The following is a 14,904-nucleotide window of genomic DNA, read 5'->3' as shown; positions in this document are numbered from 1 at the left end:
CGACGTGGTCGTCGCAGAAGACGTAGAGTGCGGTCAGAAGGGTGTCCAGGTCTCGTTTCACACCAAGACTCTGCGGCACCCTTCGCTGTGTCCGCTACCTGCTTACACATCGGACTCACTCATCTAGGGGCTCGCGGGCCCTTGCTTGCGGACGACGGACCGGGCTCTCAGGCCCCTATTTGCGGACCATCACCAGGACACCGCAGGACCAGCCGAGCAGCGGGAGGCGTTCCCAGCCGACACGGGACTCCAGGTTCTCGATGAGGGCGTCCACCGCCAGGCAGTGGTCCTCGGGGAGGGAGGTACCCGCGGGTTGGCGGGCGAGGTCGTCCACCACGTAGAAACCGCCCGGGGCGACCAGAGTGAGCGCCTCGTCCAGGTGGGTGAACTTGCCCGGCCAGGTGTCCGCGAAGACCAGGTCGTAGCCGGGGCGGTCGTCGGTGGCGCGGGCGCGGAGCCACTCACCGCCGTCGGCCTCGACGATCGTCACCCGGGGGTCGGCCGTGTGGTGGCGCCGGGCCACGCCGAGGTACTCGGGGTCGTTGTCGACGGTGTCCAACCGGGCCTGTCGGTCCATACCGGCGAGGAGCCACGCCGTGCCCGCCCCCGTTCCGGTGCCGAGTTCGAGGAGGCGTCCCCCGGGTTTGGCGGCGGCGAGGGCCCGGAGCAGGTGCCCGACCGCCTCCTCGCAGGACATGCTGAAGCCGATGCCCTCGGTGTCGCTCTCGATCGCGTCGAGGCTGGCGGGGCGCTGGTCGGGCCGGGTCGCTGTCACGGGAACCGCTCTCCGCTCGGGTCGAGTGATCTCGCTGAGGAGACCAGGCTATGCCGCAGGGGCACGGTGACCCAGGAGCTTCGCAGCGGAGAAGGTGTTTCCCGGGAGGGAGGGGTGGTTCCGGGAAGACGGGGTGGCTGCCGGAACGGTGCCGTCCTCACCGTCCCGGCAGCCCTACCGCTCTGCTCCGCACAGGAGAGGGCACCGGAGGAGGAGGTGCAGGCCATGCGGAGCGAGGGTACGGGCAAGACGCCCGAAGGGAATTCTGTCGCCCGCTGGGCCGCCGGACCACTGATCAGTCGGCAATTCGAGCCGCGAATGATCACCGTCGGTCCGGCGGCTACGCGGCCTCGTAGACCCGGTTCAGACTCTCCATGTCCACGATCACCACACTCCGGTAGCTGGACAGCAGTATCCCGTCGGAGCGGAAGCGTCGGATCGCGTTGCCGACGGCGTCCGTGCGCGCCCCGATGAGTTTGCCCAGGTCGGTGTGGGACAGCCGGATGCCCAGGTCGATACCCTTCTCGGTGGGCACCCCGTGGCGCTTGGCCATGTCGACGAGGGTCCGGGCCACGCGGGCCTCCACCTCGTACCCCGCGAGCTCGGCCCGCTGCCGGTCCGCGTGCTCCTGCCGCTCACCCATCACGGCGACCATTGCCCGCCAGGCGTCGGGGTGCTCCTCCAGGAAGCACTCGAAGACGTGGTGCGGGTAGACCCGGACCGTGAGCGGGGCACACGAGGTGACCGTGGCGCTGGGCCTGGTCCCCCGGAACATGCTGAGCTCGCCGACCAGGTCGCCCCACCGCCGGATACCGAACATGGTTTCGGTGCCGTTGCGCAGCACCGAGGTGATCTTGACGCACGCCGGGTCGGCCGACTTCCCGCGTCCGGGCGGGCCCAGGAGCATGGCCTGTTCCGACTCGTCGCCCTGGGAGATGAGTACACGGTTGGCGGGGAGGTGACGCGGCGGGGAGAGCAAGAGGAGCCGGTTCGCGGTGGCGCTCTCCAACCTGGACACGAAGCTGCCCGGCTGCCAGTCCGTCATGCGTCCTCCGATCATCCCCCCATCATGCCCAGGTGGCACCGGGCCCCACCGGTGGAGCACGGAAAACAGGAAACTTTGTGCCCGAAACGGGGCCGCCCGGGGTCAGGGCCGTCGGCGTCCGGGGTCAGGGCCGCTGGCCGGTACCGTCCAGCGAGAGCAGGGCCATCAGCAGCATCTCCTGGGCCCCGGCAAGGAAGATCTCCACGGGTTCGCCCTCCCCGTAGACCGCGTAGGAACCCGCCACGTCACCCCGGTGCAAGGCGGTCCGGGACAGCGGAGCCGTCAGCATCACCCCGCGACCCGGGGATAGCGACACCGTCATCCGGTCCCCTTGAAGCCGGAGCGCACAGCGCTCCCGCCGCACCGCGCCGTCACGCACCGGACGCCCCACGCACTCGATGCTCACCGGGTCGCCTTGGGCATGCGCCTCCCGCAGGCGACGCAGCCGGGCACGGCCGAACCAGCGGGTGTACAGGTAGGCGGCCGACTCGGGGAAGAGGTGCAGGAGCAGCTGGAACAAGGGGGAGATCTCTTCTTGGCTGGGCGGAGGGGTGTGGTGGTGGGAGGCGCGGGGTGTGGTGGCGAAGGGGCCCGGCACCGTTCAGGTACCGAGCCCCAGAGGATCAGCTCCTGGATATCAGGACCTGACGGGGATCCGAACGCGCGGGGTTCGGGTCAGGGCGACCACGAGGACCGCCACCACGAGGACGAACCCGCCCAGGGCCAGGGCGGTGCCGTGGCCGACCGGCTCACCGACGTGGAGGAAAACGAACCTGTCTACGTGCGCAGGCGGGTGACCCGGCTCGACGGGACCATCAACCAGTCGGCAGACGGCTACTTCAGCCTTACAACGGCTGAGCGTTCACCCGGCATCGTCGATGGCGAGGGCCCCGGCGGACACATAGCCGACATCGACTCGATCAGCACCGTCCGCGAAATCCAGGAGGAAATCGGGGCCCGGATGCCCACAGGCCCGGATGCCCACAGGCCCAGAGGCCAGCAGGCTTCAGATTCCACCGGGCACCCCGGTTTTCGAGGTGATCCGGACCTATCACACGGACGACGGACCGCTCGATGTCGCCCAGTTCCTGATCAGGGCCGACATGGCGCTCTTCGACTATCGCTTCGCGGTGCCCGAGTAACTGTTCGCGGAGGGCCGGGCGAAGCCGGGTGCGGTTCGGTCCTGCGTGGCCGTGGGGTTGGTTCCCTGCGGGTGCGAGGTTGCCCCGTTTCCCGCACCGTCGCGGAACCTCTCACCCCAGCAGGTATCCCCCACTCCCGCAGGGTTGCCCCACCCCGGCGGGAAACGGGAAACCCCAGGCCACAGGCGCCAACCCGTTCGAAGTCCCGGTCAGGTGGCACCGGAGCCGCCAGGTCCTCGGTCCCGGGTCGACCAGTACCGCGGAATCCACTCCACGCTGGCGGAGCACGCGCTCTCCGAAGAGGACTCCCGAACCTTCATCGGGGAGCTGGCCGCCTCGTTGTAGAGCTGGGCGGACAGCACCCGGCGCTAGGGTGTTCCGATGACTGCGATCAAGGAGTTCCAAGTCACCTTCGACTGCGCGGATCCGGTGCGTGTCGGCCGGTTCTGGTGTGAGGTGCTGGGGTACGTCGAGCCACCGGTACCCGGGGGGTTCACCAGCTGGGAGGAGTTCAATAGCTCGCTTCCGCCCGAACAGCAGGGGTCGGCGTTCGCCTGTGTCGATCCCTCGGGTGAGCGGCCGCGGCTGTTCTTCCAGCGGGTTCCCGAAGGCAAGACCGCCAAGAACCGGGTGCACCTCGACGTGCGGACCGGCACCGGGCTCGTCGGGGAAGAGCGCCTCTCCACGCTCCAAGCCGAGCGGGCACGGCTGGAAGCGCTCGGCGCGGTGTGCGTACAGGTGATGCACGCCGACGGGTTCAACGAGTCGTGCATCGTGATGCAGGACATCGAGGGCAACGAGTTCTGCCTGGACTGAGAGGCCGGGCGGGGCCGCGGGGGGGTACGGCCCCGCCCGGCGGGTGGGGGTTTCCTATTGGTCGAGGTGCTGGTCGACCCAGGCGTCGAGGGGCTGCCCCTGGATGGCGGCGGCCATCAGCTCCGGAAACGCGTCCGGGGTGCACGCGAAGGCCGGGACGCCGAGTTCGGCCAGGGACGCGGCGTTCCTGCGGTCATAGGCCGGCGCTCCCTCATCGGACAGTGCCAGCAACACCACCACCTGAACCCCCGCCGACCGCATCGCCGCAACTCTCTTCACCATCTCCTCTCGGACACCGCCCTCGTAGAGGTCGCTGACCAGCACGAAAATGGAGTCCTGCGGGCGGTCGATCAGCTCCTGGCCGTAGGCGATGGCCCGGTTGATGTTCGTGCCTCCCCCGAGCTGGGTGCCGAAGAGCACCTCGACGGGGTCGGTGAGCTGTTCGGTCAGGTCCACAACGGCGGTGTCGAAGACGACGAGAGACGTCTTCAGGGTGCTCATCGAAGCCAGCACGGCACCGAAGACGCTCGCGTAGACGACCGAGGACGCCATCGAGCCGCTCTGGTCGATGGCCAGGACCACGTCCTTCTGCACCCCCTGGGAGCGCCGACCGTGGCCCACGAGGGTCTGCGGGATCACCGTGTTGTGTTCGGGCAGGTAGTGCGCCAGGTTGCGGCGGATGGTGGCGTTCCAGTCGATATCCGCGACCCGGCGAGGGCGGTGTGTGCGGGAGGACCGGTCGATGGCGCCCCGGACGGCGGAACGGGTCTTCTGTGCCACCCGCTGCTCCAGGTCGTCGACCACCTTGCGGACGATGGTGCGTGCACTCTCGCGCGCCTCGGCGGGCATCACCCGGTTCAGGGAGAGCAGGGTGCCGACCAGGTGCACGTCGGGCTCGACGGCCTCCATCATCTCCGGTTCCAGGAGGAGCTGGTGGAGTCCGAGCCGGTCCATGGCATCGGACTGCATCACCTGGACCACCGAGGACGGGAAGTACTCCCGGATGTCACCCAACCACCGGGACACCCTTGGCGCCGAACCGCTGAGGTCGGCTCCGCGGTCGTCCGAGCCGGGACGCCCGCCGGAGGACGCCCGGTCGGCCCGGTTGTACAGGGCCGACAGAGCCGCATCCATCTCCTGGTCGCCACCGGACAGGGTGGCGCACTGGGACTCCGCGCCGAGGACCAGCCGCCAGCGGCGGGACCGTTCGCTCACGGCCGGGCCTTGCTCTGCTGTGCCTACCTCCGCGCTCATGCGCTGCTCCTCTCCAGTAGCGCCGTCACGGCCGCGACAGCTGGGGCCGCACGGCGGTTGTCGATCGGGCGTCGGGGCCGAGGCTCCGGGTGGCCACCGCGGTCTGCCCTGGTCACAGCGGTACCGATCTCCTGGCGTTCGGGCCCGCCGAAGGCCCCGAAGGTGCGCCGGAGCAGCGGCAGGACCGCGGTGAACCGTTCCTCGGACAGACCGAGCAGCCAGGTGTCGATGAGCCCGAGCAGCTGGGGGTCGTGGACCAGGATCAGTCCGCTGCCCTGCAAGAACCCCTCCAGCCAGGCGGCGGCACGGGTGGGTTCGGTACCGGGCGACATCGCCAGGCCGAGCCTGCGGCGCAGCTCCTCCGGGGGGATGCGGCCGGAGTCCGCCAGCATCCGGTTCACCCGGCCGGCGATCCGACCGGGGACGTTCTCCTTCACGGCCAGGGACTCCAGCGCCTCCGTCCAGCCCTCCAGACCCGTACCAAGGAGATTGGCCGCGTTGTGGGTGCGGTCGATCGCCTTGACGAACGCCGCCGCCGCGTCGTCGTCCAGGCCGCGGACCGCCGGGTCCAGACCCGCGCAGATCCGGGCCAGGAGCTGCTGGGCGACCGTGCCCAGGTGGCCGGTGTCGGTACCCCGCACGTCGCCGTAGCGGGCGGCGCGGGCCAAGGGCGGCAGCGCCGACATCAGGTGGGTGATGTCGCTGTCGGTGGCGGCGCGGTCGGTGAGCAGGGCGAGCACGTCCGGCAGCGCCTCGGCGAGTTCGGCGAACAGGCACTGCTCGGTGAGCGCGGTCAGGCTGGGGAGCCGGGCGTCGGCGGCGAGCTCCACCACCCGGGCGGTGGCGGCCGCGGCCACGGTGGTCCCCCACGGCGCGGCCTCGATGAGCGCCACGTCCATGTCGGGTTCCCAGCGCAGCCGCCACGATTCGCGGAAGGTGCCGCGCGAGCCGCTCCCGGGCGTGCGCGGGACACCCCACTCGACGCCGAGCATCCGCAGCCGGTGCAGCAGGACGCTGCGTTCGCGGTGGATGTCCTTGCGCAGGTCGAGGTCGAGGTCCCGGTCGAAGGCCTCCGGTTTGAGGCGGAGCCGTTTCTGGGCGGCCAGGACGTCGCGTTGCAGGGGCACCATGGGGGTGTCCGGGGGAACCGAGCCGAGGCGTTCACCGACCGCCATCCGCCCGTGGACCAGCTGAGCCCGGGTCTGCTCGCCCTCGCAGAGCACGGCGGTGACCGCTTCGGAGACCTCGTCGATCCCGGCGAGCGGCCGCCCGCGCAGCACGGCGAGGCTCTCCGCCAGTCGCACTCCCTCGATGACGTGCGAGGAGGAGACCGGCTGGCCCTCCTCGCGCAGGACCCGGGCCGCCTCGGTGAGCCACCGGTGGACCGGCAGGTCGGGTGCGGTGAAGAGGTGGTGGTACCAGCCGGGCGAGGTGACCCCGGCACCGTAACCGCTGGCGCTGGCGAGCCGTCCGTGCGTCCACGGCACCCAGGTGGCGGTGGTCTTCACCTTGGGCAGCCCTTTGAGCAGTGCGGCGTCGCCGGAGACGGGGTAGTCGGAGAGGTCGCGCAGGGCGGGCGCGTGCCAGGCGCCGCACACCACGGCCACCCGCTCGTACCCCTCCTTGAGGACGGCGCGCAGGGTCTTGCGCATGTACGCCTCGCGGCGCGCGTCCCGGCCGGTCTCGGGCCCGGCTTCAGCGCGGACGGCGGCCATGGCCTCGGTGATCGCGGGGAAGGGCGAGGGCTCGCCGTCGCGGCGCTGCTCCACGACGTCGTCCCACCAGCGCTCGGCGTCGTCGTAGCCGGCCGCCTCGGCGAGCACCCCGAGCGGGTCGGTCCGGACCCGGGGTCGGGGCGTCTCCTCCTGGGCCTCCTCCGATGCCTCTCCCCCGTCGTCCGAACCCTGCTCCGCGGCCTCCGCCCGCGCGATCCGTTCGGCGAGGGTGTGGGCGGCGGGCAGATCGCAGAAGCGCACCGGCACGCCGCCCTCATGCGCGTGGACCAGGGCGGTCCACTCAGGGGAGAAGGACGCGAACGGCCACATCCCCCAACCTTCCTTGGACCGCACAGTCCCCGTCTTGGGGGTGTCGGCCAGGTGCACGAGCAGCGCCACCGGCGGTTCCAGCCCGCCGACCAGCGAAGTGATCGCGTCGGCCTCGGGCGGCCCCTCGATCAGCACGATGTCGGGTTTGATCTCGTCCAGGGCGGCCCGCACGGCCCGGGCCGAACCCGGGCCGTGGTGGCGCACGCCCAGGACACTCACCTTGGCGGTGTCCAGTCGGGGCCGTCCCATCAGGCGCCCACCTCGCGGCAGGCCCGGTAGAAGTCGTCCCAGCCGTCCCGCTCGCGGGCGACGGTCTCCAGGTACTCGCGCCACACCACACCGTCGGACACCCGGTCCTGGACGACGGCGCCCTGGATGCCGGCGGCGACGTCGGCCGGGCGCAGCCGACCGTCGCCGAAGTGCGCGGCGAGCGCGATCCCGTTGGTGATCACCGAGATGGCCTCGGCGGTGCTCAGGGTTCCGCTCGGTGACTTGACCCTGGTGCCGGCGTCCTCGGTGAACCCCGAGCGCAGCTCGCGGAAGACCGTGACCACCCGCTGGATCTCGGAGAGGCTGGTGGGCACCTCGGGCAGCTCCAGGGAGCGGCCGAGCTGCTCCACCCGCTGGGTGACGATGCGGACCTCGTCCTCGGCGCTGTCCGGGACCGGGAGCACCACAGTGTTGAACCGGCGACGCAGGGCGCTGGACAGGTCGTTGACGCCGCGGTCGCGGTCGTTCGCGGTGGCGATGATGTTGAACCCGCGCTGGGCCTGCACCTCGATGCCGAGTTCGGCGACGGGCAGGGCCTTCTCCGAGAGCACGGTGATCAGGCCGTCCTGCACGTCGGAGGGCATGCGGGTGAGTTCCTCGATCCGGCCGATGGAGCCGCGGGCCATGGCTGTCATGACCGGGCTGGGCACCATCGCGGCCTCGGACGGTCCTTCGGCGAGCAGCCGGGCGTAGTTCCACCCGTACCGGACCGCCTCCTCTGAGGTGCCCGCGGTGCCCTGCACCAGGAGCGTGGAGTCGCCGGAGACCGCGGCCGCGAGGTGCTCGGACAGCCAGGTCTTGGCGGTGCCGGGCACCCCGATGAGCAGCAGGGCGCGGTCGGTGGCCAGGGTGGCCACGGCCACCTCCACCACCCGGCGGGAGCCGATGTACTTGGGGGTGATCTCGGTGCCGTCGTCGAGGGTGGCGCCCAGCAGGTACTGGGTGACCGCCCACGGGGACAGATGCCAGCCCGGGGGGCGCTGGCGGTCGTCGGCCTTGGCCAGCGCCTGGAGCTCGGCGGCGTAGGTCTGCTCGGCGTGGGGCCGCAGGGCGCTGGACAGGTCGGTGTCCGTGCCGGTTCCAGTGGCGGAGGCGGTGGTGGCGCTGGTGGCGGCGGTTCCGGTGGCGGTCAAGCTAGAGCTCCCTGTGCATGTCGAGGCGGAATCGTAGGGTGTCGCGGAGGCGGAGGTAGGCGGGGCCCTCCTCCGGCTGAGGTGGCTCCGGGGGAAGGAGGTCGAGGTGTTCGGGGGGCATGTGTTCGGCGGCGGCCTCGCAGAGGAACCGGTAACCGCGTGAGTCGCGCTGGTCGACCCGTACCGCGAGCCGCCGCGCCACCTCCTCGGAGAGCTCCCGGGTCCACGGGGCACCGATCGCGAGGAGGGTCTGACCGAGGTTGTGCTGGTCCCCGGCCGTGCCGATCGCGGCCAGGACGCGTTCGCACCGTTCGGTGGCCGGCAGCGGGGCGAGCAGGGCCCGGATGCGCTGCCGCCGGGGATCCTGGACCCCGGACCCGACCATGCGGGGCAGCCCGGTCCCCGGGTGGTCGAGGACCGCCCGAACCCAGGCGGGGTCCCGTTGCAGGCAGGCGGCATCGGTGAGGGTCTCGCGCAGCTCCGCTTCTCCAGCAGCCAGGGCCAGGACGCCCTCGGGCCCGGTGTCGAGCAGGCCGGTCCACACGTCCAGCGGGGTGTGCGTGACCAGGACCCGGCTGCGCTCCCGGTGTTCGGCGTGGGACGCGCGCCGCTCGTCATGGGACCGGCCCCCGCCGTTCGGGGCCGCCAGGGCGAGGTCGCGCAGGAGGTCCGTGCGCCGGACGTCCACGTCGGTAACCTCGACCGGGCAGCGCGGGCTGGGATCGTGCCGCACGTGTTCGCGCAGGTATCCGCGGAGCCGGTGGGCGTGCGCGCTGTCGGGCAGGCGGGTGAGCAGGGCCAGGGCGAGGCCCCGCACGTTGGCGTTGCGGTCGTCCAGGGCCCGGTCGAGGACCTCCTCGTCGTCGTGGCCGAGGTTGATCCGCAGGGACTCCAGGAGCCCGCGCCGCTCGTCCCCCTTGCTCTCCCGTGGCCAGGCGGCCGCAAGGAGGTCCCGGGCGGCGGCGGGGTCGGTGGCGCGGAGGGCGAAGAGGGCCCGGCGCCGATCGGCGGGGGTGCCCTCGTCCCAGGCCCGCTGGGTGAAGCGGTCGGTGGGCAGGGGTTCACGGGCGGCGAAGGCCCAGGCCCGGTTGAACGCGGCCAGCCAGGCGCCCCGACCTCCCGCGGCGAGGGCGGCGGCGGGGCGCAGTTCACTGTCCCGGGAGGCCCGTTCGAGCAGTTCGGGGATCTGGGCGTGGCTGACGCGGCGGCCGCCGCGGACGGCGTGGTCCAGCCATTCGGGCAGCAGTTCCGGGCGGTCCGCGAGGATGACGTCGAGCCGGTGGGTGGCGGCCGCACCGACCGAGGGCCGCGGGTCGGGGGCATCGGGGGTGACGGGTTCGGCGGTGTGGGCCGTGTACCCGGCACGGGCGCGCACGGTCTCCACCGCGGCCAGGGCGAGCAGGGCGGGGGCGCCCTCTCGGTACCGCTCCGGCAGTCCGGCCGACTCCGGTGGGGCGGCCGTCCCAGAAGGACCGGCCGCCTCAGACGGGCCGGTCGGCGTGGGGGCGGCAGATGTGGGGACGGCGCGGCGTGCGGTGCCGACCAGCGCGGTGGAGACCAGGCTCTCCCAGGAGGGGGCCGCCGGGACCTCGTGCCCGGCGCCGTTCTCGGTAACGGGGGTCTCGGTAGCGGGGGTTTCGGGGTGGTTCACAGGGCGTGCGCCTTTCCGTCGGCGTCCCATACGGTCATCGGGCTCAGTCCGGTACCCGGCGACCATTCCGCGGCGACCGTGGCGGGTCGGCCGCCGGTGACCGCCAGGAGTCGCCACAGCTCCCCGGTGTCCATGGGCAGCGAGGCACCCGTCGGGTCGGCCAGGTGCCAACCGTCGGCCCGGGCGGGGACCGCTTCCGCCAGCACCATCGGCCAGGCATCCAGCCAGGGGTCCTCGGCTACGGCTGCGGCGTAGGTGTCCAGGGCGTGGTCGACAGCACACCCGGGCGGCGCCGACACCGGGGCCTCGGCCATCGCGCCGGCCCGCACCGCCCTCCGCCCGTCCGGGTGGAAGGCGAGTTCGCCGTCCGCCTCGATTCCGGCCCGGAAGGGGGAATCGGGGGTCTGGGTGGGGCGGGCGTAGGCCAGGGAGAGGGCCCAGCGGCCCGTGACGGCCCCGCGCAGCCAGGTCCGGCGGACACGCATGCCGTCGGGGGTGAGGCCGTCCCGGTGACCGAGGACCCGCCAGGTGTCCCGGACCCGTTCGCCCGAGGACAGCACCTCCTCCGTCCGCGTGCTGATGCCCACCCTGGACCGCAGCACGGCGCGGGTCCGGGGTTCCACCGCTTCCCCGGCGAGGTAGCCGTCGACCAACAGGTGGAGCAGGCCCAGGCGTTCCAGGAGGCGGGTCGGCCAGCTGTCCGCGCCACCGCCCTGGGGCAGCTGGGTGACCAGGGCCGCGGCCCCGCCCGCCTTGGCGTCCACCAGACGCTTGGCCATGCGGTCCCAGTGGTCGTAGCCGAGTTCGGGGACCTCGGCGAGACCGCTGTCGACCTGGTCGTGCAACCACAGCCGGAGCTCCTCCAACCCGGAGGTGACCGCCTGTTCCCTGGCCCGGAGGGTGGCGGCGGCCTTCTCCGGGTCCGGCGGGGCCGACGGGCCCTCCGCCGCGCGCTCCTGGCGGGCGACGCGGGCGGAGAGCCACTTCGCGACCCACTCGGGCCGGTCCTCGCGTTCGGGCACCTCGCCCCGGCTCCACAGCGCGAGCAGGGCGAGCACGTGTTTGCAGGGGATCTTGCGGCTGGGACAGCCGCATTTGTAGGCGGGCCCCCGGTCCCCGTCCAGGTGCACGGCGGCCAGGTAGGGCTTGGCCCCGCTCCCCTTGCACTCGCCCCAGACGGCGGAGGGCCGACCGCTCTCGGCGTCGACCACCCCGGACTGGGGCCACGACGCTGGCTTGGCCACCTTGAGAGCGGCCCTGTGTGATGAGGGGTCCGGCGCCAGAGCCCAGACTTCTTCGGTACTCCATCGATCGCTCACACAGGCAACCCTAGAGAGCACCACTGACAATCCGGGACGATCCGCACCCCGACGCCACAGGCCCTGACAAAAAAGAAATAAGAACTATTCGGCCGGAAACACAACCGGCCGAATTTTCCCTGTGTTGAAAAAGCGGATCCGGTGAACCTAGAATGCCACGACCGAGGTGGTTACTTCCCCGTCCACCGTGTCGCCCTATTTCCGGGTGCCCCGCTTTCCCCTTCCACTCGCCACGGCACTGCCCCCGTTCCCCTCGAAGGGAGGGAAGCGGCCCCGCGATCCTCCCCCGTGGGCCCGCGCACCCGATATGACCGCCACCCGACCCGGCACGGAACACGGTTCCCCCGCCGCCCAGGGCTGTCCCGCCGACGTGACCCGCCTCTACGAGCCCACGCCGCCCCGCGGACGCGAACACCTGTGGCACCAACTGCGCGCACAGCACGGACCCGTGGCCCCGGTCGAACTGGAGCCCGGGGTACGCGCCTGGGTGCTGCTCGGATACCAGGAGAACCTCACCGCCCTCCAGCAACCGCGGTTGTTCACCCGGGACACCCGCAACTGGAGCGCGGCCGTCGACGGCCTCGTCGACCTCGACAAGACCGTCCCCTTGATGACGTGGCTGCCCAACGCCCTCTTCGTGGACGGCGCCGAACACACCCGGCTGCGCGCCCCCGTTTTGGACGGCATGGCCAGGGTCGACCTGACCGCCATGGGCCGTGATACGCGCCGGATCGCCAACGACCTGGTCGACTCGTTCACGGCCAGCGGCAGTGCCGACCTGATCGGCGAGTACGCGGCCAAGCTGCCCATCCTAGTGATCAACCGGCTCTTCGGGCTCCCCGACAGCTACGGCTACATGCTCGGCGACCTCACCACCGCCATCTTCAGCGAGGACACCGAGCTCACCGAAGACACCATCGTGCGCATGCAGCAGTACTTCGCCGGCCTGGTGGCCCGCAAAGCCGACGAACCCGGCCCCGACCTGGCCAGCTGGATGATCGGACACCCCGCGGGACTGACCCCGCACGAGCTCGCCCACCAGGCCTCCCTCCTCGTCAGTGCCGGCCACATGACCACCACCCACCTCATCGGCAACACCATGCGCACGTTGCTTACTGACGACCGCATCCGCTCCGCCCACACCGACGCGCGCCTGTCCACCCACGACCTCCTCGACCACGTCATGTGGACGGAGCCGCCCCTCCAACTCATGGCCGGGCGGATCGCGCTCCAGGACGCGCGGATCGGCGACACACTGATCCGCGCGGGCGACGCCCTGTACATCGGGACCGTCGCGGCGCACCAGGACCCCGCCGTCCGGAAGGGCCAGTCGGACCCCCACACCGGCCTGGCCAGCGGCAGCCGGGCCCACCTGTCGCTGGGTGCCGGACCGCACAGCTGCCCCGCCCGCTCGCTGGGCCGAATGGTGGCCTCGACCGGGGTGAGCGTGCTCCAGGAACGGCTCGCCGAACTGCGCCTGTCGGTACCCCCGGAGGATCTGCGCAGGGCGACCTCCCCGTTCCTGCACGGGTTGCGGGAACTCCCCGTCTCCTTCCGCCCCGGCAGGCCGAGCGACCCGGACCCGGCCCGAACCGAGCAGATGGAGCAGATCCAGCCCGCGGCCGAGGAGGAGCAGCCGCCGGAGGACCTGCTCGGAAAGCTGCTCAAGTGGTGGCGCAACCTGGCGCGGTGAACCCAGCCTTGACCACCCCGGGTGCCCGATCGGACAGCACGGGCACCCGGGCCTTCCCTGCACGGGATAACGCCGCAACGAACCAAACGGAACCAGTGAAAAGGATTAGTACGCACGCCTGAACTGGACCGATACCAACACTGGTGGTTCAACGGATGCACGTTCACACAACGGACTTCATAGTGAACGCACGCCCCATAGGCAAGGGCGAGAAGGTGACCGCTCTGGTCAACGCCCATGGCGGGGCACGATTCACGGAATCTGGAAAAACCGTGGATTCCCGCTGCACGAGATAAGGAATTAAACGTGCGTACCGATAATCCCCTCCCCCCGTCCCCCACCCCCGCACCGACCCCCGCTCCCCGAACCCGGGGCTGGGTCTCCGCGGTCGCCGCGAAGTCCGCGATGGTTCTGGGACTTTCCCTGCTCGGCGCCGGCGCCGCAGTGGCCCCAGCACACGCCGAGAACCCCCACGAGCGCGGGCCGGACCCCACTGAGGAGAGCGTCACCGCGCCGACCGGGCACTTCGACACGGACAGCGAACGCGTGTCCTCCCTGGTGAGCGGCTTCGGCGGCGGCACCATCTACTACCCGACCGACGACAGCGAAGGCACCTTCGGCGGGGTGGTCATCTCACCCGGCTACACGGCGGGCCAGTCGACCATGTCCTGGTACGGCGAACGCCTCGCCTCGCAGGGCTTCGTGGTGTTCACCATCGACACCAACACGCGGGTCGACCAGCCCAACAGCCGGGGCCGCCAGATGGAGTCCGCCCTGGACTACCTGGCCGACAGCAGCGACGTCAGCGACATCGTGGACAGCGATCGTATGGCCGTCATGGGGCACTCGATGGGCGGTGGCGGCTCCCTCGCAGCCATCGACAACAGGCCCGAGTTGCGCGCGGCGATCCCGCTGACGCCCTGGCACGTCAGCAACAACTGGTCCAGCGTCGAGACGCCGACCCTGATCGTCGGCGCGGAGAACGACGTCACCGCGTCCGTGCGCTCGCACGCCATCCCCATGTACGAGAGCCTGCCCGAATCGCTGGACACCGCGTACCTGGAGCTGCGCAACGCGAGCCACTTCGCGCCGAACTTCTCCAACGACGCCATTGCGAAGTACAGCATCTCCTGGCTGAAGCGGTTCGTCGACAACGACGAGCGCTACGAGCAGTTCCTCTGCCCGGCGCCCGACACCGGCATCGGAACGGACTTCTCCGACTACCGGGACTCCTGCCCGCACGGCGACTGATCCCCGACCCGTACAGGCGGCGGCCCGGAGGGAGTTCCCTCCGGCCCGCCGCCCTTGTGTGTCCGTCCGGTCGCGTGTCCTCGCGGCGCAGTGGGCCGACGGTGGAGCGCACCCCCAGCGGTGCGGGGACGTACGGTCTTGACGCGCGAAGCGTGGCGCTCACGGTGACACAGCGGCGGGGAACGCTCCCCTCACCCACCCACCGGCACGACGGGGACCCCCACCCACCAGCACGGCGGGAACGCACCCTCCATCCGCCTACCGGCACGGCGGGGAACGCTCCCCTCACCCGCCTACCAGCGCGACGTGGACCCCCACCACTCACCTACCGCCTGTCGCGCCTGTCGCGCCTGTCGCGCTTGGCGCACTTGACGCACTTGACGCACCGGCACCACCCTCCGTCACCTCGACCGGCTCCGCACTCCGCCTGCCGCCCTACCCTCCACCGGATCAGACCAGGCCCGCATGCGCTCGCGGAAGCATCGTGCACGTGTCCACGTCACGTCGAGT

General features: G+C 71.4%; 11 protein-coding genes. 3 read left to right on the top strand and 8 right to left on the bottom strand.

The window, feature by feature from the left end:
• Positions 1-175: 175 nt before the first annotated feature.
• The 3 genes from ACYVDG_RS17085 to ACYVDG_RS17075 all read right to left on the bottom strand — a co-directional run bounded on the left by ACYVDG_RS17085 (position 176) and on the right by ACYVDG_RS17075 (position 2,340).
• Positions 176-775 (bottom strand): O-methyltransferase, encoded by a 600-nt coding sequence (locus ACYVDG_RS17085; RefSeq protein WP_460753151.1) that lies wholly within the window; start codon positions 773-775, stop codon positions 176-178.
• Between the two features lie 340 nt (positions 776-1,115).
• The gene (locus tag ACYVDG_RS17080) at positions 1,116-1,820 is read right to left on the bottom strand and encodes a Crp/Fnr family transcriptional regulator (RefSeq protein ID WP_460753148.1); all 705 of its coding nucleotides are present in this window, start codon (positions 1,818-1,820) and stop codon (positions 1,116-1,118) included.
• 124 nt (positions 1,821-1,944) lie between these two features.
• A complete protein-coding gene (locus ACYVDG_RS17075; RefSeq protein WP_460753145.1) occupies positions 1,945-2,340 on the bottom strand; it encodes a hypothetical protein in 396 nt (131 codons plus the stop codon).
• Positions 2,341-3,343: 1,003 nt separating this feature from the next.
• On the opposite strand from ACYVDG_RS17075, the gene ACYVDG_RS17070 reads away from it, so the two are divergent.
• A complete protein-coding gene (locus ACYVDG_RS17070; protein ID WP_460753140.1) occupies positions 3,344-3,778 on the top strand; it encodes a VOC family protein in 435 nt (144 codons plus the stop codon).
• A 54-nt stretch (positions 3,779-3,832) separates the two neighbouring features.
• On the opposite strand, the gene ACYVDG_RS17065 is transcribed toward ACYVDG_RS17070, so the two are convergent.
• The 5 genes from ACYVDG_RS17065 to ACYVDG_RS17045 form a co-directional block, all read right to left on the bottom strand.
• Complete coding sequence (locus tag ACYVDG_RS17065) at positions 3,833-5,032, bottom strand: VWA domain-containing protein (RefSeq protein ID WP_460753137.1); 1,200 nt, start codon at positions 5,030-5,032, stop codon at positions 3,833-3,835.
• Entirely contained in the window at positions 5,029-7,326 is a 2,298-nt protein-coding gene (locus ACYVDG_RS17060; protein WP_460753134.1) for a DUF5682 family protein, read from the bottom strand. The genes ACYVDG_RS17065 and ACYVDG_RS17060 overlap by 4 nt, the downstream gene beginning before the upstream one ends.
• On the bottom strand, positions 7,326-8,408 hold the full coding sequence (locus tag ACYVDG_RS17055) for an ATP-binding protein (protein ID WP_460753175.1): 1,083 nt from the start codon (positions 8,406-8,408) through the stop codon (positions 7,326-7,328). Before ACYVDG_RS17055 ends, ACYVDG_RS17060 begins: the two co-directional genes overlap by 1 nt.
• A 73-nt stretch (positions 8,409-8,481) precedes the next feature.
• Positions 8,482-10,131, bottom strand: coding sequence for a DUF5691 domain-containing protein (locus ACYVDG_RS17050; protein ID WP_460753131.1), 1,650 nt, complete (start codon positions 10,129-10,131; stop codon positions 8,482-8,484).
• Entirely contained in the window at positions 10,128-11,375 is a 1,248-nt protein-coding gene (locus ACYVDG_RS17045; RefSeq protein ID WP_460753170.1) for an SWIM zinc finger family protein, read from the bottom strand. The genes ACYVDG_RS17050 and ACYVDG_RS17045 overlap by 4 nt, the downstream gene beginning before the upstream one ends.
• Positions 11,376-11,757: 382 nt before the next feature.
• On the opposite strand from ACYVDG_RS17045, the gene ACYVDG_RS17040 reads away from it, so the two are divergent.
• Complete coding sequence (locus tag ACYVDG_RS17040) at positions 11,758-13,143, top strand: cytochrome P450 family protein (RefSeq protein WP_460753128.1); 1,386 nt, start codon at positions 11,758-11,760, stop codon at positions 13,141-13,143.
• Positions 13,144-13,449: 306 nt separating this feature from the next.
• Entirely contained in the window at positions 13,450-14,394 is a 945-nt protein-coding gene (locus tag ACYVDG_RS17035; RefSeq protein ID WP_460753124.1) for a poly(ethylene terephthalate) hydrolase family protein, read from the top strand.
• Positions 14,395-14,904: the final 510 nt, after the last annotated feature.

This window comes from Nocardiopsis oceani, from assembly GCF_054777395.1.
Note: the sequence above shows the minus strand (reverse complement) of the source record. Positions and strands in the feature narration are given on the sequence as shown.